The sequence below is a fragment of the Pleomorphochaeta naphthae genome (assembly GCF_055396005.1).
In genome coordinates this window covers 2,973,011-2,994,764 of sequence record NZ_AP042457.1, presented here as the reverse complement: position 1 = coordinate 2,994,764, position 21,754 = coordinate 2,973,011, and the positions used below count along the sequence as shown (strand labels likewise).

Below are 21,754 nucleotides of genomic sequence, written 5' to 3'. Positions count from 1 at the left end.
GACATTAGTACTCAGCAAAAGGAATATCTTATGCATATATTATTTATTGATGACAATTATCAACTATTTGAAATTCTGAAGGATAACTTTTCTTATGTAGGTCATTTATTACTTTATGCTAGAAATACAAAAACAGCTTTTTCTGTATTAAAAAAAGAAAAAATAAATATTATTTTATTAGATATAAAACTTGGAAATGAAAATGGTGTAGAAACTCTAAAGTTAATAAGAGAAAGATATTCTAAAATTCCAGTTATCATGATTACAGGTTTTGCAACAGTAGATAATGCTGTTAAGGCAATGAAACTTGGCGCTTTTGATTTCGTAAAAAAACCGATTGAATTTAACACTTTATGCAATAGAATTGAAATGGCTACTAAAAATCTACAATTTATTGAAGAAAATCAAAAATTAAAATCGAAATTAAAAGAACAATATCCACAATTAACAAGTAAAAATTACACTTATTCTAGAATGCTAGACCGTGCAAAAAAATTAGCTATGTCAGATATTTCTATTTTAATAATTGGCGAAAATGGAAGTGGAAAAGAATTATTAGCAGACTATATTTATAGCAATTCAAACAGAATCTCAGAAAAATTTATTAAAATAAATTGTGCGGCATTTCCTGAAAGTCTCTTAGACAATGAACTATTTGGTCATGTAAAAGGAGCCTATACAGGTGCTGAAAGTGACTATATGGGGGTATTTGAACAAGCAAATGGAGGAACTCTACTTCTAGATGAAATCGGAGATATGCCAAAAACATTGCAAGCTAAAATCCTTAGAGTTATTCAAAATAAAGAAGTAAAAAAAATTGGAAGTAAAGAAATATCAAAAATTGATGTTAGATTTATTGCTTCAACAAACAAAGATTTACCTAAAATGGTTAGTGAAGGTACTTTTAGAGAAGATTTATTTTATCGATTAAATGGTGGCATGTTAGAAATTCCACCTTTAAGAGAGAGGCCACAAGACATAGAAGATTTAATAGAAACTATATTAAATGAATTAAGTCAAGATTCAAACCAACCTAAAAAATCAATTTCATCTGAAGTAAAAATTCTTTTAAAAACCTATAATTGGCCAGGAAATATTAGAGAACTAAAAAATGTGTTATCTTACGCTACTACAATTTCACAAAATGATACAATTTTATTAGAAGACCTACCTCCAAGTTTCGATACATTGATTGCAAAAGGGAAAAATGAATTAAGTATTAATCAGCAAAGAGAAAAAGATTTAATTAAAAAAATCTTAATTAGAACAAAAAATAATAAAAGTGAAAGTGCAAAAATATTAGGCATGAGTAGAAACACCTTATACTTAAAAATCAAGAAATATGGAATTAAAATATAATGAATAATATTTCAATTGAATTAAAAAAGTTAAATCTTGAATACTCTGAAGTTGTAGCTCTCAAGGACGCAAATTTAATATTTAAAAAAGGCAGTATACACTCTATAATTGGAGAACATGGAGCTGGAAAATCATCTATTGCTCATATATTAAGTGGATTAGTAAAACCAGATTCAGGCGAAATTTTAATTGATGGAAAGAAATTTACTAGTTTAACACCTAAAATTGCTATTAATCATGGTATTCATTTAGTACATCAAAGTCTTCCTTTAAATCCTCACTTCACAATAGCAGAAAATTTATTCTACTCTTCTAAAAAAAGCACTAATTTCTCTATGTTTTATAAAACTAAACTTCAAGAAGAAGCTACCCAATATTTAAAAAAAATGGGATTCGAAATGAATGTTAATAGATTAACAAAAAATTTAAATCTAGCTGAGAAAGCAATCATCGCTATTTTAGCTAAAATCTTAGATTTTACTAATGTATTAATTTTAGATGAATCTCTAGACAAAGTTTCTATAACTTATTATGCGAAATTGACTAAAATATTAAATAATTTAAAATCAAAAGGTTGTACGATCATTATTATTTCTCATAAAATTGATAGAGTTTATGATATAGCAGATACAATTACAATTATAAAAGATAGTAAGATACTATTAACTGAGGACACAAAAAGTATTGGAAAAATGCAAATGATTAAAATGGCTTACACTCAATATTCAGAAACGCCTATATATCAAAACAATGTTGGATCTTTATATCAATTAGTGAAGTATAATGAAGCAATTTTAGAAGATCTCCCAGCTAACCTAATAATTGTAAATAACAGTGGTACTTTAAAATTAGCAAATAAATATTTTATAAATAACTTCAAATTAAAAATTGAAAATTACATTGAAAAACCAGTAAAACTTCTATTTGAAAAATCACAAAGTACATCTTTAAATATTTTATTAGATGCAATTAATAATAATATTGAAGAAACAAAGTTTCATGTAACTTTAGAAATAAATAATAACAAAGGTATATTCAATATATATTCATCTCCAATTATTGATATTACAGATAAAATTGGTAATATGATTATTTTTTACGATATTACAATTTACAATTCACTGCAAGAAGACAATCAATTAACAGATAAACTATCATCAATTGGCTTGTTATCCGCTGGGGTTGCCCATGAAATTAACAATCCATTGGAAATAATAAGCAATTATTTGACAAATATAAAATTTAAATATAATAATGAATCTTTGATTTCAATAGTGAATAAACTCGATAAACAAGTAAATTATATAACAAAAATTGTTAGTAATTTACAAAATTTTTCAACTACAGAAAAGATGATCCCTGAAAATGTAAATATAAAAGAAATTATAAATGAAATGATTTCTCTATTGAAAATCAATGCCAAATTAAAAAATGTTAATATTAATATTTCTAGAGAGAATATTGATGAGAACTATTATATTTATGTCAACGAGAATGAATTGAAACAAGTTATTTTAAACATAATGAAAAATGCATTTGAATCTATCGAAGGTAAAGGTGAAATAAATATATCAATTAACAGAGAAGTTATAAATGAAAGTAAACATATTTCTATATATTTTATTGATACAGGCACTGGAATAGATGAGACAAAAGACTATTTTAATCCTTTTTATTCAACAAAATCAGCAAATCATAAAAATACTGGATTAGGTCTTTCTTTAGTATATGGAATTGTATCAAAATATAATGGAAGCATATCATTAAACAATAGAACAGATGGCATTACAGGATGCATAGTAAAAGTAACATTTCCAGAAATCAATGAAATCTAATACATTTGAAACTTTCTTATTCTTCTAATTAGGCTATTAACATAATATTATTTTACTAAAAATAGTTATCCAATTATGTTTATAAAATAAAAATTAAATGGTTTTATTTTTTTATATTTATTAAAAATATAAACTTTTTAATAAAAAAACTATCATATACCGAAAAATCGTATATAAATATCATAAATATACATAAAAATGTATATATAAAATTGACAAAATAATTAACATCTAATATCTTGTAACATACTTTTGAGGAATATCCATGGAACAATCTAAACAAGACTTTTTAACTAAAGAAGAAATTAAAGCAAAGAAATTACTTGAAGAAAAAGAAGCTGATGGTAAACTACGTGTTTATAACAAGCCTCTATCTAATGCTATTACGATTCTATTTATGATTTGGGCCGGTTTTCAAGTCTATGCTAATACCTTAGGATCTATAGATTCTATGTCACTTAGAACTTGGCACTTATTTTTTCTATTAGGTTTTACTTTTTTACTTTTTCCTACTTATAAAAATGAGAAAACAAATCGTAAATTACCGCCTATTTGGGATTTAGTACTCCTAGCTATCACAATATTTACCTTTGCATACCTTTTAATAAATTACACAGAAATTGCAAAACGTGGTGGATATTTACTAAAACCAGATTTAATTGTAGCTGCAATTGCTATGATAATAATCTTTGAAGGTGCTAGAAGAGCTTGTAAAAATTTAGCCATTTTAGGCCTAATCTTTTTACTGTATAATTTTTTAGGACGATATATTCCGGGCGAATTAGGCCATGTCGGATTTAGTGTAAAAAGAGTTTTAAATCATATGATTTGGGGAAGTCAAGGAATATTTGGAATTGGTATTGGTGTTAGTGCTACATATATATTCTTATTTGTTCTTTTCGGAGCATATCTAAAATATAGTGGATTTAGCCAATTTATTAACGATATTGCTTTAACTCTAGTTGGAAGAAGTGCTGGTGGACCTGCTAAAGTAGCTGTTTTAGCAAGTGCTCTTTTAGGAATGATTAATGGTTCTGCAATTGCTAACGTTGCTACGACAGGTACTATTACAATACCTATGATGAAAAAAACAGGATATAAAAAGGAATTTGCTGCTGCAGTTGAAGCTGTTGCTTCCACTGGAGGTCAATTTGCTCCTCCAATAATGGGTGCCGTTGGTTTTGTTATGGCGGAATTTATGGGTGTAAGCTATTCAAAAGTACTAATTGCTGCCTGTATACCAGCTTTTCTTTATTATGTAACTCTTCTTTTTGCAGTTCATTTTGAAGCAAAGAACTTAGGACTTTCTGGCTTAAGTAAAGAAAATATCCCTAATGCTCTAAACGTTATAAAAAAACAAGGACATCTAGCTCTTCCTCTTATTGTATTAATTGCTCTATTAAGCGTTGGGTACACTCCACTTTTCGCTGCTGTAGTATCAATTTTTGCCACAGTTTTAGCTTCTTGGTTTAGAAAAGAGACCCGAATGACTTGGTCTGTAATAGTTAAGGCAACTGTAGAAGGTTCTAAATCTGCAATTGCAGTTGGTATGAGTTGTGCGATTATTGGTGTAATAATTGGTACAGTATCTCTTACGGGATTAGGTTTAAACTTCGGTTATATTATTTTAAGAATAGTAGGAGAAAATCAACTATTCTTAGCTGGTTTTATGGTTATGATTATGAGTATTATTCTAGGAATGGGAGTTCCTGGAGTTGCTGCTTACGTAATTGTATCAACAGTATCTGTTCCTGTATTAATTCAAGCTGGAGCAATACCTATGGCCGCTCATATGTTCTGTCTCATATATGCTTGTCTTTCAAATATTACCCCGCCTGTTGCAATGAGTAGTTATGTTGCTAGTGGAATTGCAGATTCAAACCAAACCAAAACTAGTATTATTGCAGTTAAACTTGGACTTACGGGTTTTATACTTCCTTTCTTTTTCTTAGACAATCCAATTCTATTACTCGGAACTGTTGAAAATGCCCCAATATTTATTACATTGAGAGCCATAATATCTGCTACCATTGGTGCTATCATTTTATCAGCAAGTTTACAAGGATTTTTACTATATAAACTCAATAAAATTGAGAGAATCCTTATTTTTATAGCAGGCTTATTCTTAATTGATACAAGATTAATAACCGATATTATAGCACTATTATTATTTGGAACTATTTTTATAATTCAATATTTACAAAAAAAATCACTATTAAAAAAGGAGCTTCAAAATGAAGAAATCTAAATTATTAATTATCCTTCTAGTTTTATTACTACTACCAACTACAATCTTTGCTTCAGGAAACAAAGAGAATGGTGAAGCTGTTAAAAAAACAATAATAAACTTCCCAACAGCTGCTACAACAGGAGCTGTATATCCACTTGGAGCAGCAATGAGTAATATGTGGAATACTGAACTTGATAACGTAAGAGCTAGTGCCCAAGCTAGTGCTGGAGGTATTGCTAATCTTAACATGTTAGCTGATCAAGAGGCACAACTTGGAGTTGCTGTAACTTCAATTATGTATGAATCTTATAATGGTATTGGCTCTTTTGAAGGAAGAGCAAATCCTAACTTAAGAGTTATGATTGGTCTTTATTCAAATCCAAACCAAGTTGTTGTCACAGATAACAGTGGAATTGAGTCCTTAAAAGATTTAGAAAACAAACGTTTTGCTTCTGGCGCTCCAGGATCAACAACAGAAGTTGAAACAAGCATACACCTTAAAACTAGTGGAGTTGACTACCCTGATGCATTAAACGTTCAATACGTTGGATTTACTGAAGCAATTGATCTTATGAGAAACAAACAATTAGATGGCGCTTGGATTATGGCAGGTGTTCCTAATGCAGCTGTAACTGAAATGCTTTCAACAGCCGGAGGAAGTCTATTAAGTTTAGATCAAAGTTTGATTGATGATTTACAAGAACAATACCCTTGGTACGGTCCTTATACAATTCCAGCTGGAACTTACCCAAACCAAGATGAAGATGTTCTTACCTCTGCTATTAAAATCACTATTTGTACCGATGCAAGAGTAGATGATGATATTATTTATGAATTAACAAAATCTTTCTGGGAACACTTTGATGAGCTAAAAGAAACACAAGCTCCTTTGAAAAAAGTAAGTTTAGAAGAGGCTGTAAAAGATCTCGCTGGACTTCCTATTCACGAAGGTGCTGCTAGATATTACAGAGAAATTGGACTACTATAGTTTTTAATAATATTTTAGTTACTATCTACTAAACCAACCTTAAAGGTTGGTTTTTATTTATTCTATTCTAAATCATCCAAAAATTATTTTTCACCATAAATTTAACTTTTGTCCCATTCAATTTCATAACAGACTTTTTTATTTGACAATCAGAGTATTAAAGGGTATTCTAACAACAAATAAAATAAATATAGGAGCTAAATATGGCAACTGTAAATCTAAAAAACATCTGTAAAATCTACGATGGAAATGTTAAAGCTGTTGATAATGTTAACATTGATATCGAAGATAAAGAGTTTGTAGTCCTAGTAGGACCTTCAGGTTGTGGTAAATCTACCACATTAAGAATGATCGCTGGCTTAGAAGACATTACTTCAGGTGAATTATTAATTGATGATAAATTAGTTAATGATGTACCACCAAAAGACAGAGATATCGCAATGGTATTCCAAAACTATGCATTGTATCCTCACATGACAGTTTATGATAACATGGCTTTTGGTCTAAAGATTCGTAAATTTGACAAAGCTGAAATCGATCAAAGAGTTCGTGAAGCTGCTAAGATTCTTGATATTGAAGAATTATTAGACAGAAAACCAAAAGCTTTATCTGGTGGACAAAGACAACGTGTAGCTGTTGGACGTGCAATCGTTCGTCAACCTAAGGTATTCCTTTTCGATGAACCTTTATCAAACTTAGATGCTAAATTACGTGTTCAAATGAGAGCTGAAATCTCTGGCTTGCACCACAGACTACAAGCAACAATGATTTATGTTACTCACGACCAAGTTGAAGCTTTAACAATGGCTGATAAGATTGTTGTTATGAAGTTTGGAGTTATCCAACAAATTGGTAAACCTCTAGAATTATACAATGAACCTGTTAACAAGTTTGTTGCTGGATTCATCGGTTCTCCACCAATGAACTTCATCGAAACAAAAGTTGAAGCTGAAGGCAATGATATTTTTGTTAACGAAGGTACTTTCAAACTTAAAGTTCTTCCTGAACAAGCTAAATTATTAAAAAGCTATGTTGGTAAATCAGTTACTTTTGGTATTCGTCCAGAAGATGTACAATACAGTGAAAAAGCAATTGAAGGTGAAACTATTGTTGGTAATGTAGCAGTTGTAGAACCTTTAGGTAGTGAAACTCACGTTTATGTTTCAACCTCTAAGGCTCAAGTAATTGGTAAAATTGCACCACAATATGAAGTTAAACCAGATCAAAAAGTTGCTCTTATCGCATTGATGGAAAAAGCTAAATTCTTTGATATGGAAAGTGAATTAGCTATTAACTAATTCTTTTAAAGCATTTAAAAAGGCTGTTCAAATGAACAGCCTTTTTTATATTCTATTCTTTTCTTAGATTAGAAAATAGAATCAAATATTACTTCAACAGCTTTCTTTGCTGCACTTTCATCTACAACAAAATAATAAGAAACATTACTAGCACCAGTAACACTTTGATAAACCTTAATTCCATTCTCATATAGGGCATCAAAGTTTTTCTTAAAATAAATAGCATCTTCATTAACTTGTTGGCCAACAACACCAACTATTGCTAAATTTTTCGTAATAGCTAATTGGTCAAAATCAAATTCTTTTATTAATCTATCTTCTAAAGCTTTTAAATTTTTATCACTTATTTTATCAGTTTCGAATAACAAAGAAAAAGTATCTGTACCTTGTAATGCATATAAAGGATTAATTCCATAAGTTTTAAAAATAGCATGAATAGTATTAATCATACCAGGAACTTTATACAACATTAATTTTCTACATACTAATTTAGAAAATCCACTAATTTGAGATACTCCTATTGGGCCTTCACCGTCTTTTTTAGATACTATCATCGTGCCTGGAGCGTTAATATCATTAGTATTTTTAATATTAATTGGAATTCCAGCATCCATTACAGGCGCAATAGCGTCAGCATGGAAAACACTCGCTCCTATTGCAGATAATTCCCTAACTTCTTTATAAGTCATGGTATTAATGGGATAAGCTTTTTTAATATATCTTGGATCTGCATTATAACAACCTGCAACATCAGTCCAATTTTCATAAACTTCGGCATTCATTGCTTTAGATAATATTGCACCACTAATATCTGATCCACCTCTAGAAAAAGTTGTAACTACATTATTTATATTTCTTCCATAGAAACCAGGAATAATATATTTTTTAGATTTATCTAAAGTTGTTTCAATTAAGAACCAAGTTTCATCATCTACTGTACCATTTTCATTAATAACTATAATTTGTGAAGCATCAATGAATTCATACCCTAAATATTGTGAAACTAACTTAGCGTTTAGATACTCACCACGGGAGGCTGCATAATTTTCTCCAGCATTGGCATTAATATTTTTCTTAACTAATGCTAAATCTTCTTTGAAAGAAGCAGTTTCTAAATTCAAATCTTCTAGGATTTCAATAAATCTCTTTTCGATTTTTGAAAAAGAATTTTCGCAAGAACCTGTTTCTTTGACTTCTTTGCAACATGAATATAAAAGGTCAGTCACCTTTATATCAGAACTATCTCTTTTTCCAGGTGCAGAAACAACAATTACTTGTCTTCTTGGATCAGCATCAATAATTGATTTTACCTTTTTTAATTGCTCAGCACTTGCAACAGAACTTCCACCAAATTTACAAACTATCATAATCTTCTTCCTATTATATATTTGAATTAACTATACATAGAGAAAAGATTTTCATCAATAGAAAGACAAAAAAATAAGGGGAGAGCCCTCTAAAACCCTCCCCAATGGAATATGTTAACTATTTGGAGACCTAACTTTCTATAAGTTGACCTTATAGATTCCATAATTGTTTCATAAAGAAACACAAAGACATAATCTTTAGTAACTATATGATAAGACATCATTGTAAATATGGCAAGAAATATTTTTACTTTTCGCCACATTAAAGGTATACTACCTCAATTTATGCCCTTTTCTCACAGAATTTTTTTATTGATGAAGCATTGTTATAAATACTTACCTCACCGTTATTTATACACACCAAAGTAGGGGCTTGCATAATTCCAAATTCTTGTGTTAGTTCAATATTTTTAGTGGCATCAACAATTTGATAAATAATTCCTGATTCATCCAAAAATTTCTTAGCAATTTTACAATTTGGACAGGTTGGAGTTGTAAAAAGCAAAATACCATCTTTTTTATCAGAATTAATTACAGCATTTTCTTTTTTATGTTCTCTATTATGCTTGTCTAAAGTACTTTTTTTGAAATCATATACTTTACGTGTCTCAAATTCTTTACTTTTGCCAATATTCCAGTTTTGTACAGGTCTATAATAGCCAGTAATTCTACTATAAACTTCAGCAGTACCGCCACAAGTTGGACAAGTAAAATGCTCACCTGCTATATAACCATGCTCAGGGCAAATTGAATAAGTAGGACTTAAAGTATAATAAGGAAGTTTAAAATTCTCAGAAATCTTTTTTACCATCAAGGCAGCTTCTTTCCATGAAGATAATTTTTCTCCTAAAAATGCATGAAAAACTGTTCCTGAAGTATATAAAGTTTGCAAATCATCTTGATGTTCTAAAGCTTCAAATACATCAGAAGTATAATCTACTGGTAAATGAGAGCTATTTGTATAATAAGGTCTATTATCATCTTCACTAGCAGTAATAATACCAGGATAGTGTTTTTTATCATGTAAAGCTAAACGATATGAAGTACTTTCAGCAGGAGTTGCTTCTAAATTATATAAATCACCATATTCTTCTTGGTAATCAGATAAGCGCTCTCTCATATGATTTAAAACATCCTGAGCGAATCTTTTTCCTTTTTCTGAAGCAATAGAATCACTAATCCAATTAGCGTTTAAACAAGCTTCATTTAAACCAACTAAACCTATAGTAGAGAAGTGATTATCAAAAGATCCTAAATATCTCTTTGTATATGGATACAAGCCTTCATCTAATAATTTGGATACGATATTTCTTTTTACTTTCAAACTTCTAGCAGCAAGATCCATAAGATTATCTAATTTCTTATAGAATTCAATTTCATTCTTAGAAGTATATCCAAGTCTAGGTAAGTTTATTGTAACAACACCAATACTACCAGTAGATTCTCCACTTCCAAAGAAACCACCACTCTTCTTTCTTAATTCTCTCAAATCTAAGCGAAGCCTACAACACATTGATCTAACATCACTTGGTTCCATATCACTATTTACATAGTTTGAGAAATATGGAGTACCATATTTTGCTGTCATCTCAAACAACAATTTATTATTTTCTGTTTCTGACCAATCAAAATCTTTAGTAATAGAATATGTAGGAATTGGATATTGGAATCCACGACCATCAGCATCTCCTGCTATAAAGACTTCAATAAAAGCCTTATTGATCATATCCATTTCTTTTTTACAATCTTTGTACTTAAAGTCCATCTCTTTACCACCAACAATAGCTGGTAATTCTGCTAAGTCATCTGGAACAGTCCAATCTAAAGTAATATTAGAAAATGGAGCCTGAGTTCCCCAACGAGAAGGAGTATTAACACCAAATACAAAAGATTCAATATTTTGTTTAACTTGTTGATATGATAAATTATCAACTTTAACAAAAGGAGCTAAGTATGTATCAAAAGATGAAAAAGCCTGTGCACCTGCCCATTCATTTTGCAAAATTCCCAAAAAGTTTACCATTTGATTACAAAGAGAAGATAAATGCTTAGCTGGTTTACTTGTAATTTTTCCAGCGATACCACCAAGGCCCTCTTTAATTAATTGTTTTAATGACCAACCTGCACAATAACCTGTGAGCATAGATAAATCATGAATATGGAAATCACCATTTCTATGAGCTTTACCAATCTCATCATCATAAATTTCAGACAACCAATAGTTTGCAGTAATTGCTCCACTGTTTGATAAAATTAATCCACCAACAGAATAGGTAACTGTAGAGTTTTCTTTAACTCTCCAATCATTTAATCTTAAATATCCATCAACAACATCTTTATAATCTACAATTGTTGATTTCATATTTCTAATTTTTTCTCTTTGTTTTCTATAAAGAATATATGACTTAGCTACATCAGCATAACCTGATAATTGTAATATATTTTCAACTGAATCTTGAATAGCTTCTACAGTTATTAAATCATCTTCAATTTTTTCTTCAAAATTTGAAGTTGCTTGTAAAGCCAATAAATCAATTATACTTGAATTATAATTTCTTCCTGAAGCACGAAAAGCCTTTTCAATAGCATGTGAAATTCTGTTGATATCAAATTCAACAACACTACCATCTCTTTTAGCTACTTTGTACATAACCACCACCAAAAATGTTTTTTATTTTCTCCTCTATGTAAATAGAGCCATGGCTCAATCATAACACACCTAAATTTAAAACACAATATACAATGTAAATATTTTTCTAATACGCTATAGATAGAGTTTTATTGATATTTTTAGAATCCTCTTACTTTAACAAAATCTATATAAGTCTTTAATATATTTTTAATAGAAACAGTTTCTTTTTCATTAAAACCTGTAAGATTTTTTACTATATTTGAACCCTTATCTTCAAAGTGTTGTAAGTATAATTTTTGATCTTTTCTAAGCCATTGCCCAATTCCATGAATTTCTTTTTCACCATGAAGTTCTTTAACTAAGGTAGTTCTAAATTCATGATCAACTTTACTATCTTGTAAAATTTCAACACTTCTCTCAATTAAAGAAACATCAAAAGAATCTATACCAACAGCTTTTGAATAACCTTCTTTACTACTTTTTAAATCCATTGCAACATAATCTACTAAATTATTAGAAATTAAAGAAGCTAATTTCTTAGGGAAAGTTCCATTAGTATCAACTTTTACTAAATATCCAAGATCTTTTAGATATTTACAAAAATTCTCAATATCACTTTGTAATAAAGGCTCTCCTCCTGTTATACACACTCCATCTAAATATTTCTTTCTCCTTTTCAAAAAAGAAATTAATTCTTCTTGATCTATAACAGGTTCACTTGTCGGATCTAATACCAAGGAAGCATTTTGACAAAAAGGACATCTTAAATTACATCCTCCAGTAAATAAAGTACAAGCTAATTTATCAGGATAATCTAATAATGTCGATTTTACTAAACCATGAAAAACCATAACCACACCCCTTTTATAACATTTGAACATATTAAGCCCATTTTCAATTTAATTATAAGTAAATTATTATCAACAGTATAGGAAAAATTATTTACAAAAGTAAAAAACCCATTTTAGTCGAAAAAAAACTAAGTACCTATTTAATTGACAAAAGAAAACCCATGTTTTACCTTAAAGATATAAGAACTTTAATAGGGTACTAACTCATAAATTTAATCAATCATCACTTTAGCCAATACCCTTATAATGTAAAATCAAAGAATAAACAACTTCTATAATCCTATTTTTGAAGTTAAGGGAAAATAAATTTGTTTAAATTAGCATTTAGAGGCGTTTTACGTTACAAAAAGAGAACTATTATAACTGCATTCGCAATAGCAGTTGCTATTTTGTTTTCAATATTCATGCAAACACTATTAACTGGAATTCAATACGATTCTAATAAGAATTTAATATGGAATGACACTTCTAGTGCTAAAGTTTATGCCAAAGGGTATTTTGAAGACAGGAAATATCTTCCAATCGAACCTCTAATTAATATAAAGCAAAGTCAAGAGTTAGAAAAAATACTTCAAGAAAATGGCTTCACAGAATATACAAAAGAATTTATTTCTTCATGCCAAATAATGTTTTATGAAGACCCTTATCCTACTACAGGGTATTTAGATGCCCAATTAAAGGCTCTAGATAGTTCTCATTTAAATGCATATAATTTTAATGATGCTACAATCGAGGGACAATGGATTTCTCCTAATAAAGATGGGGTTGTTATTGGATCAAAATTAGCTGATGATATAAAAGCAGAAGTTGGTTATTATTTAACAATACAAACAAAGGGAAAAGGTGGTTTTATCCAAGCCTTCGACATTCCAATAATTGGGATTATTGGAACGGGAGACCCGGTTGTTGATTCAACGACATTGTTTTTTGATATTAATACTATCGATGATTATCTAGAATTAGATGGATCTGCTAGTAGCTATGCAATATCATATTCTATGAATATTGCTAAAGTAAAATCTATTTCTGAAGGACAAACAAAGCAATTGTCCTCTCATATAAGTGATATTGGTTTAGAAATATATCCATGGACTAAAATTGCAGAAGATATTTTAAAATTACAATCTTCTGATAGTGGTTCTGCATATATAATATTATTTTTCACATTTGTTATTTCTATAGTTGGAATTAGCAATACAATGCTTATGTCTATAAGTGAAAGAAAAAATGAAATAGCTATGCTAAAAACCCTAGGTTATACTAATAATTACATAAAACTTCTTTTCACATTAGAAGGAACTATTATAGGATTATTGGGAATTATTTCAGGATCTATTATAGGAATAATTATTTCACTATATTATCAAATTGTAGGAATAGATATTTCAACTCTTATTTCAACAACTGATTCTATAGGATATAGAATAAATTCCGTTATGCACGCTTTTATTGAACCAAAAGAAATTCTTATTATAATCATCTTAGGCTTATTAGTTTCAATTCTTTCAGCTTATTTTTCAGTTCGTAGAACAGGCAGAGGAGAAATAGCTGAATTATTTAGAAAAATCTAATATTAACAAATGCTCATCATTATTTTAAAGAATTTACTTTTTTACAAGTAGATTCTTTTTGTATAAAAAATAAATATAATCAATTGAATATATTATTAATTACTCAATTTAAAAAAATTAAGAAATATTTAACTTTTATTAATAAAATATGCGTCATACTTTATCAAATTGTAAATAATTTTAGCATTTCCTAAATTTTTTCGATATTTTTTAAAAAAAAGTATTGAATTAATTTAACTTTAGATATACATTGCGTGTGTAATTAAACAAACACAAAGTTTTAACAGGAGATAAGCTTAAAATGAACAACGACGCAGACATTTCATGGATTATTAAAAGACATGAACATAAAGATATTTCAAAAGCTAAAGAAATGTTCCCTATTGAAACTGCGAGATTAGCACGTCACCTTCATAGCCAAATTCCAGGCTATCATATTACACGTCTCGCAGCTTTACCAAACTTAGCAAACATGTTAGGAGTTGGTGGAATTTATATAAAAGACGAAGCTGAAAGAATGGAACTAAATAGTTTCAAAGTTATGGGTGGTAGTTTTGCTTTATTTAGATATTTCCAAGACCAACTTAACCTAAGTGATGATCAACTTTCTTTTGAATATTTAACAAGTGATGAAGTAAAACAAAAACTTGGAACAATTACTTTTGCTAGTGCTACCGACGGAAACCATGGCCGAGGAATTGCTTGGGCTTCAAAAATGCTAGGCCATAAATGTATGATTTATGTCCATAGCGAAACTAGCCAAGCTAGAATAGATGCTATTAAAGCTTATGGAGCTACAGTTAAAGTAATAAAAGGTAATTATGACAATGCCGTTCATCAATGTGTAGTTGACGCAGAAAAATACGGTTGGGAAGTAATTAGTGATACAAGTTGGGATGGGTACACAAAAGTCCCTACTAGAATCATGCAAGGCTATACAACTATGCTATTAGAAACTCAAAAACAATTTAGTAGTCAGGGTATAGAATACCCAACTCATGTATTTGTTCAAGCAGGTGTTGGTGCCTTAGCGGCAGCTGTTATAGGATTCTATAGTGCACTTTGCAATGGCGTAAACACTCCAAAATTTATTGTTGTAGAACCCAATAAAGCTGGTTGTATCTTCGCTAGTGCTAAAGCTGATGATGGAAAACCTCACCATGTTGAGGGCTCTCTTTCAACAATTATGGCAGGCTTAGCTTGTGGAGAACCCTCTCCAATTGCTTGGGATATACTAAAAGAATGTGCTGATGTATTTATGGAAGTCCCTGATTATGTTGCAGCTAGAGGAATGAGAATTATGGCAACTCCTTTAAAAGGAGATCCTATGATTATTAGTGGTGAAAGTGGTGCTGTAACTTTAGGGGCCCTATATCAACTTTTAACTTTAAGTGGCAACGAAGAACTTAAAGAATACTTAAATATAGATCACAATAGTAATATATTGTTCATCAATACAGAAGGAAATACAGATCCAAAGAGTTTTAGACAAATAATTTGGGATGGGGCTGATCAAGTTCCTTCAAAATACGCTACTAAACGTTAACAGCGTTTTTTCATATACAAACAAAATAAACACACTCCTTGACTAGCTGATTGTTAATTAGCTAGTCATTTTTTAATTTTTAAATTATTTATAACTTGACAAATAATAACTCCTAGATTAAGTTTATAGTATAAACTACTTTAGGAGATAAACATGGATTCTAATAAAGAAAAAGAAATTCAAGAAGCCTTAGATAATATAAAAGAATTAAAAGGATTAATTAATAATAAACAAAAATTATTAAGGCCGACCTTGTTATCAAAAGATTTTGTAAACATGATTCTATCAGCGACAATATTTTTGACAATAACATCAACAATCACCTTTATTGCCTATACAAGATATGATTCTTTTTGGGAATTTTCATTATTTTTTAAACTAATTATAATACTTTCTCTATTAATAAACTTAATCCAAATTTCTATTAGAAAAGTTAGAGCAATTGCAAAAAACCCAAAAGTCAATATATTAGATACATTAAATGATTTTTACTCACTAGATTTTCTATTTTCAATTTTTTTAGGAATCCTTTTTTGTATCATATTCTCAAAAATAACTTCAATCACTTGGATTTACTTACCAGTTTTAACAATTCTATATGGGATTATTGTTACCTCCCTATCTAAACCTATTGGTATAGTTGAATTTAAAATTATGGGATATATAACAATTATAATTGGAATTGTCTCCATGTTGTTTTTGCAAGTACCGCTACTCTTACTTACATTATCAATGTTCACTTTAATTTTCTTCTCATATTTTATTGTACTTTCTTATGCGAGGAGATTAGATAATTGATGAATTTTCCCTCTTTAGATAAATTAATTCATGAACAGAGTAGACTTAAAATCCTGATATATTTATCTCAAAAACATCCTAATAAAACAACCTTCTCTAAAATGAAAAAGGATTTAAAATTTACAAGTGGAAATTTAAGTATTCAACTAAAAAAATTAGAACAGGCTAAATGGATAAGCCAGAATAAACTTATAGAAAAAAATAAAGTCAAAACATATATATGTATCACAGATAGTGGAATGGATGCATTAAATCAATATCTAACCGATTTAGAATTATTACTTTCTAACATAAAAGGAGACAAATAATGGGCTTAATAAAAACCGACAATTTATCAAAAATTTACAAAACTCAAAGTGAAGAGGTTCATGCTTTAATTGACATTTCTCTAGAAATCAACCGAGGAGAACTAATTGCAATATCTGGCCCATCAGGAAGTGGTAAAACTACATTACTAAACTTAATTGGTCTTCTAGATAGCATTACTTCTGGGGATATTGAATTAGATAATGTTAAATATTCCACTTTAAATAAAACAGAGCAAACTAAAATTAGAAGAAACATGGTAGGTATGATTTTTCAGTCTTATAATCTAATACCTGTTTTATCCGCCAGTGAAAATGTTGAAATGGCTTTAAATTGTCTTTCAAAAGAGCAACTAGCTGCATTAAATATTTTCAATAAAAAAGATAAGAGAGATCTTTGCTACAATGCACTAAAAGATGTTGGTTTAGAAAATTTAGAAAATAGAAGGCCTAATGAATTATCTGGTGGTCAACAACAAAGAATTTCAATAGCAAGAGCTATAGTCAAAAACCCTAAAGTATTATTAGCTGATGAACCAACTGCTAATTTAGATAGAAAAAATAGTTTAAATATCCTTGAATTAATTGCTTCTTTGAATGAGAAAAAAGACTTAACTTGTATCTATTCTTCTCATGACAAATTAGTCTTAGATCATGTAAATAGAATCATTAGGTTAGAGGATGGTCGCCTATGTTAAAGTTAGCCTTAAGAGGAGTTAGTCGATATAAAAAAAGAACACTAATTACAGCATTTGCAATCGCGATAGCTATTGTTTTTTCTATTTTTATGAAATCTCTATTAACTGGTGTAGCTTTTGATTCCGATAAGAATTTAATTTGGAATGATACCTCTAGTGCCAAAATTTACGCACCAGGATATTTCGAAGAGAAAGATTATTTGCCAATTGATTTTCTTATAGATAAAAATCAAAGCATAGAACTTGAAAATATATTAGAAAAAAATAACTTTATTAATTACACAAAAGAATTTACATCTTCAGCTCAAATAATGTTTTATGAAGACCCTTTCCCTGCATCTGGTTCTCTAACAACCACTTTAAAGGCCATCGATAGTTCTCACACTGATGCATATAATTACAATAATGCTACTATAGAAGGACAATGGCTAGAGCCTAATATAGAAGGTGTTGTAATTGGTTCTAAGCTTGCTGAAGATATTAATGGTAAAATTGGATATTACTTAACAGTGCAAACAAAAGGTAAAGGTGGTTTTATCCAGGCTTTTGATATTCCAATTATTGGCCTCATTTCTACCGGTGATCCAGTTATTGATTCTTCAACAATCTTCTTTGACTTAAATACTGTTGATAGTTACTTAGAATTAGAAGGTTCGGCCACAGACTATGCAATATCTTACTCTATGAATATCGCAACAGTTAAAAATGTAACAGATGAAAAAACAAAAGTTCTTAAATCTTTAGTTGCTCCATTAAATCTCGAAGCTTATTCTTGGAAAGAAATTGCTTCTGATATTCTTCAACTTCAAACTTCTAAAAGCGGATTTTCAAATATTTTCTTATTTTTCACTTTCGTAATAGCTATTGTTGGAATTAGTAATACAATGTTAATGGCAATAAATGAAAGAAAAAATGAAATAGCTATGTTAAAAGCTTTAGGATATAACAATAGATATATAAAGCAGTTATTTACTTTAGAAGGAACTATCATTGGTCTTATAGGAGTCATTATAGGATCAATATTTGGAACACTTATATCTCTTTACTATCAAATTAAAGGTATTGATTTCTCTACCTTTATTGCTGACTCAAATTCGATAGGATACAGAATTAATTCAATTATGTATGCCTTTGTTACCCCTTCACAAGTAGTTCTAATTGGCATATTAGGATTATTCGTATCCATGATGGCAGCCTACTTTGCTGTTCGAAGAACAGGAAAAGGTGAAATAGCTGAAATGTTTAGGAGAATATAATGTTTAAATTAGCTTGGAAAAATATATTAAGAAACAAAAGAAGATCTATCCTATCCGCTAGCGCTATATTTTTAGCTGTAATTTTTGTTAGTGCAATGCTCTCCCTTTATGAGGGAATGATTAAAGATATGCAAAATAATATAATCAATCATCAACTTGGAAACTTAAATATAAAGACAAAACTTTATGTAGAAAATGAAAGAATCTTACCTTTACAATTCTATATACAAAATATTGATGAAAAAATTGAAAAATTAAATCAAATTCCTGGAGTAATAGCAGCAACACCAGTTACGAAAATACCTTCAATGACATTTTTAGGAGATGAAAGTTATAATGTAACTACATATGGAGTAGATTTTAATACTTCAAGGTTTTTCGATTCAGGTATTTTAAATGAAGGAAAGTTCCCTACTAATAATAAAGAAGTTTTAATTAGTTCAAAACTTGCTGAAGAAATGGATATTAGGGTTAATGACACTTTTACTTTTTTAACAAAAACTGCAATTGGGGGATCTAATGCTTTAGGAGTTACTGTCTCAGGTATATATTCCTCAAATGATATGGATATGAATACATTAAATTTCTTCATATCTAATGAACAACTAAGCACAACTCTTAGAATGGTTAACGGATCAACTGAAATTCTAGTATATACTGATTCTACAGTTCTCCCTTCAGAAGTTGAACAAGCATTAAATGATCCTACATTAGCTATAACTGATTGGCGAGATAATTCCTTAATTGGACAACTCCTAGATTTTGTAAAAGTTATTTATGGTTTTATTGAAGTAATATTCTTATTCTTTGCTTCAACGATTATTTTAAATACAACAATGATGAGTATAATTGAAAGGAAAAGAGAAATTGCAACTTTAGTTGCACTTGGATATGATAGCCATTGGGTTAGGAGACTTTTCTTATTTGAAACAGCTTTATTAACTTTTATTGCAAGTGTCTTAGGCTCTATTGTAGGAGGAATCTTTATTTCAATATTAAATAAAACAGGATTAGATATGGTTGCATTAGGTGGTGAAAGTGTTTCAGGCTTCGCAATTAGTTCATATATTTACCCAACCCTACCATTTATGAGTTTTGTTTATTTAATAATAGTTGCAATTTTAATTAGTACATTAACCTGCTTTTTCCCAACAAAACGTGTTTTAAAAATCGAGCCTGCTAAAGCTCTACATGATGAAACCTAAGGAGAGATTATGAAAAAAAAATCAATTACAATTTTATTTATGTCAGTTATTTGCTTTAAATTATTTGCTTTGGACATTGATACTATAATTTCCAATTATGATAAAAATACAAATTTTAATAATTCTGTTGCAGAAAGCACAATAATTATTAAAGATTCACTTGGAACTTCTACTCAAGAAATAAAGTCATATGAGAGAGCAAATGGAGATACTTTAATAGAAATAACTAAAGGTCCAGATGCTGGACAAAAAGTCCTACGACTTAACTCAGCAATATTTCTTTACTACCCAGACGCTAATCAAATAATTAGATTACAAGGTGCTGCTTTAAAAGATTCTTTTATGGGATCTGATTTCTCTTATGAAGATTTATCAGGGGACAACTCTATAATTAATAATTATAATGCAACTTTATTGAGTGAAGATGATAACAGTTATGTAGTTAAACTCGAAGCAAAATCAAGACAACAAGCATATCAACAACAAATTTTAACCATTGATAAAGAAACTTTTGTTGCTACAAAAGCTACTCTTATGAGTGCTAGTGGTAAAGAATTAAGAAAGATGGTTGCTTCTGATATTAGAAAAATTGATGATAAATATATTCCATTTAAAGTAGAAATGTTTGACTTATTAAAGAAACAAGGTTCGACGACAATGATTATTAATTCATTAGATATAAATCAAAATTTAGATAATGAACTTTTCACAACTGACAACTTATCATGGTAGGTAAAAATTTATGAAAAAAATATATTTTTTATTAATTAGTTCTCTTTTTATGAGCTCAATTTTTGCAACAACTACTATAAAGGGAGAAACATCTCTTTCAAGTGGCTTATATTTTGATTCTTCATTTAATACTACTGATTTTAGCGAAGCTTCAATAGATTTATATCTATTATCTAAATCAAATGATGTAAAATATACAATTAAAAGTTCTTTAGATTTTATTTATCCATCAACTTCTAACAGTACTGATATAAGTGCTTATATCCAAGACACTATTGAACAAGCTTATTTACAATTTAGAGTTCCTTATAAAGAAAATTATCTTACATTTAATTTTGGAAAAACACCTTTAGATATCGGAGGAGATTGGGTTTTTAATAGTGGAACCCCTTTTAATTATGAGAAGACTTCAATTTTTGATGAAGTAACTAATCCTTGGATTGCCTCTGTAAAAACAAAACTTTTTGAACTTAAAGATTTCCAAAGTATTAACCTTGAACTCATTGAAAAATTACCACTTGAAGATGGAGATACTAAAATCGGTGGTAGACTTACATACGATATAAATAACTCTAATTTTGGAACAGTAGAAACTTCATTTTTAACAAATACCTCTTCATCAATTTTAAGTGGAGGGTTTAATGGAAATTATTTTTTTGATTATGGAATCTATGGAAAAATAGATTTACAAAACATATCAGATTTTGAAAGTTCAATTTTCTTACTTAAAACATATCCAGAATTTACTTACAGATTTGAAGCTTTATATACAAATGATGATGAAACTTTACATCTACTTCCAACTATTTCTTATGCAATAGATACTAAAAGCAACCTTTCAGTCTCTATATATACAACTTTGATTGATGAAGATTTTGAATTAAGTCCTTATATACTATATCAATTCAACATCCTTCAAGGCTTAGATATCAGTGCTTATTACTTTTATAGCTCAATAACAAACCATTTGATTTCAGCTACTATTACCCATAAATTTTAAATATATATACATTTAAATAACATATTTTGCCAATTAATGAATTTTAGGTTAATTTTCAATTAAATCTTTTAATTTATTAGCTA

Annotated in this window: 17 protein-coding genes; 14 read left to right on the top strand and 3 right to left on the bottom strand. The window is 29.2% G+C overall.

Annotation, left to right across the window (positions count from 1 at the left end):
* Window positions 1-30 precede the first annotated feature (30 nt).
* From ACZ5SO_RS13635 to ACZ5SO_RS13615, 5 genes are all read left to right on the top strand, one after another.
* Window positions 31-1,359 (top strand): sigma-54-dependent transcriptional regulator, encoded by a 1,329-nt coding sequence (locus tag ACZ5SO_RS13635; RefSeq protein ID WP_464625351.1) that lies wholly within the window; start codon window positions 31-33, stop codon window positions 1,357-1,359.
* Window positions 1,359-3,194 (top strand): ATP-binding cassette domain-containing protein, encoded by a 1,836-nt coding sequence (locus ACZ5SO_RS13630; protein WP_464625349.1) that lies wholly within the window; start codon window positions 1,359-1,361, stop codon window positions 3,192-3,194. Before ACZ5SO_RS13635 ends, ACZ5SO_RS13630 begins: the two co-directional genes overlap by 1 nt.
* Before the next feature lie 265 nt (window positions 3,195-3,459).
* Window positions 3,460-5,442, top strand: coding sequence for a TRAP transporter permease (locus tag ACZ5SO_RS13625; RefSeq protein WP_464625347.1), 1,983 nt, complete (start codon window positions 3,460-3,462; stop codon window positions 5,440-5,442).
* Complete coding sequence (locus tag ACZ5SO_RS13620) at window positions 5,429-6,412, top strand: TAXI family TRAP transporter solute-binding subunit (RefSeq protein WP_464625345.1); 984 nt, start codon at window positions 5,429-5,431, stop codon at window positions 6,410-6,412. Before ACZ5SO_RS13625 ends, ACZ5SO_RS13620 begins: the two co-directional genes overlap by 14 nt.
* Window positions 6,413-6,615: 203 nt before the next feature.
* A complete protein-coding gene (locus ACZ5SO_RS13615) occupies window positions 6,616-7,710 on the top strand; it encodes an ABC transporter ATP-binding protein (RefSeq protein ID WP_464625343.1) in 1,095 nt (364 codons plus the stop codon).
* Window positions 7,711-7,778: 68 nt separating this feature from the next.
* On the opposite strand, the gene ACZ5SO_RS13610 is transcribed toward ACZ5SO_RS13615, so the two are convergent.
* From ACZ5SO_RS13610 to ACZ5SO_RS13600, 3 genes are all read right to left on the bottom strand, one after another.
* On the bottom strand, window positions 7,779-9,077 hold the full coding sequence (locus ACZ5SO_RS13610) for an aspartate kinase (RefSeq protein WP_464625341.1): 1,299 nt from the start codon (window positions 9,075-9,077) through the stop codon (window positions 7,779-7,781).
* A gap of 283 nt (window positions 9,078-9,360) precedes the next feature.
* Window positions 9,361-11,727 (bottom strand): ribonucleoside triphosphate reductase, encoded by a 2,367-nt coding sequence (locus ACZ5SO_RS13605; protein ID WP_464625339.1) that lies wholly within the window; start codon window positions 11,725-11,727, stop codon window positions 9,361-9,363.
* Window positions 11,728-11,867: 140 nt separating this feature from the next.
* The gene (locus tag ACZ5SO_RS13600; protein WP_464625337.1) at window positions 11,868-12,560 is read right to left on the bottom strand and encodes an anaerobic ribonucleoside-triphosphate reductase activating protein; all 693 of its coding nucleotides are present in this window, start codon (window positions 12,558-12,560) and stop codon (window positions 11,868-11,870) included.
* A gap of 308 nt (window positions 12,561-12,868) precedes the next feature.
* Between ACZ5SO_RS13600 and ACZ5SO_RS13595 the strand changes: the two genes are divergently transcribed.
* The 9 genes from ACZ5SO_RS13595 (at window position 12,869) to ACZ5SO_RS13555 (ending at window position 21,671) form a co-directional block, all read left to right on the top strand.
* Entirely contained in the window at window positions 12,869-14,131 is a 1,263-nt protein-coding gene (locus ACZ5SO_RS13595) for an ABC transporter permease (protein WP_464625335.1), read from the top strand.
* 301 nt (window positions 14,132-14,432) lie between these two features.
* Window positions 14,433-15,677, top strand: a complete 1,245-nt coding sequence (locus ACZ5SO_RS13590; RefSeq protein WP_464625333.1) for a diaminopropionate ammonia-lyase — start codon at window positions 14,433-14,435, stop codon at window positions 15,675-15,677.
* 153 nt (window positions 15,678-15,830) lie between these two features.
* Window positions 15,831-16,475, top strand: a complete 645-nt coding sequence (locus ACZ5SO_RS13585) for a hypothetical protein (RefSeq protein ID WP_464625331.1) — start codon at window positions 15,831-15,833, stop codon at window positions 16,473-16,475.
* Window positions 16,475-16,783 carry a transcriptional regulator gene (locus ACZ5SO_RS13580; RefSeq protein ID WP_464625329.1) on the top strand — a complete coding sequence of 103 codons (309 nt, stop codon included), beginning with the start codon at window positions 16,475-16,477 and terminating at the stop codon, window positions 16,781-16,783. The genes ACZ5SO_RS13585 and ACZ5SO_RS13580 overlap by 1 nt, the downstream gene beginning before the upstream one ends.
* Window positions 16,783-17,478 carry an ABC transporter ATP-binding protein gene (locus ACZ5SO_RS13575; RefSeq protein ID WP_464625327.1) on the top strand — a complete coding sequence of 232 codons (696 nt, stop codon included), beginning with the start codon at window positions 16,783-16,785 and terminating at the stop codon, window positions 17,476-17,478. The genes ACZ5SO_RS13580 and ACZ5SO_RS13575 overlap by 1 nt, the downstream gene beginning before the upstream one ends.
* Window positions 17,472-18,734 (top strand): ABC transporter permease, encoded by a 1,263-nt coding sequence (locus ACZ5SO_RS13570; RefSeq protein ID WP_464625325.1) that lies wholly within the window; start codon window positions 17,472-17,474, stop codon window positions 18,732-18,734. Before ACZ5SO_RS13575 ends, ACZ5SO_RS13570 begins: the two co-directional genes overlap by 7 nt.
* The gene (locus ACZ5SO_RS13565) at window positions 18,734-19,939 is read left to right on the top strand and encodes an ABC transporter permease (protein WP_464625323.1); all 1,206 of its coding nucleotides are present in this window, start codon (window positions 18,734-18,736) and stop codon (window positions 19,937-19,939) included. Before ACZ5SO_RS13570 ends, ACZ5SO_RS13565 begins: the two co-directional genes overlap by 1 nt.
* Before the next feature lie 9 nt (window positions 19,940-19,948).
* Window positions 19,949-20,671, top strand: coding sequence for an outer membrane lipoprotein-sorting protein (locus ACZ5SO_RS13560; RefSeq protein ID WP_464625321.1), 723 nt, complete (start codon window positions 19,949-19,951; stop codon window positions 20,669-20,671).
* Between the two features lie 10 nt (window positions 20,672-20,681).
* Entirely contained in the window at window positions 20,682-21,671 is a 990-nt protein-coding gene (locus tag ACZ5SO_RS13555) for a hypothetical protein (RefSeq protein ID WP_464625319.1), read from the top strand.
* Window positions 21,672-21,754: the final 83 nt, after the last annotated feature.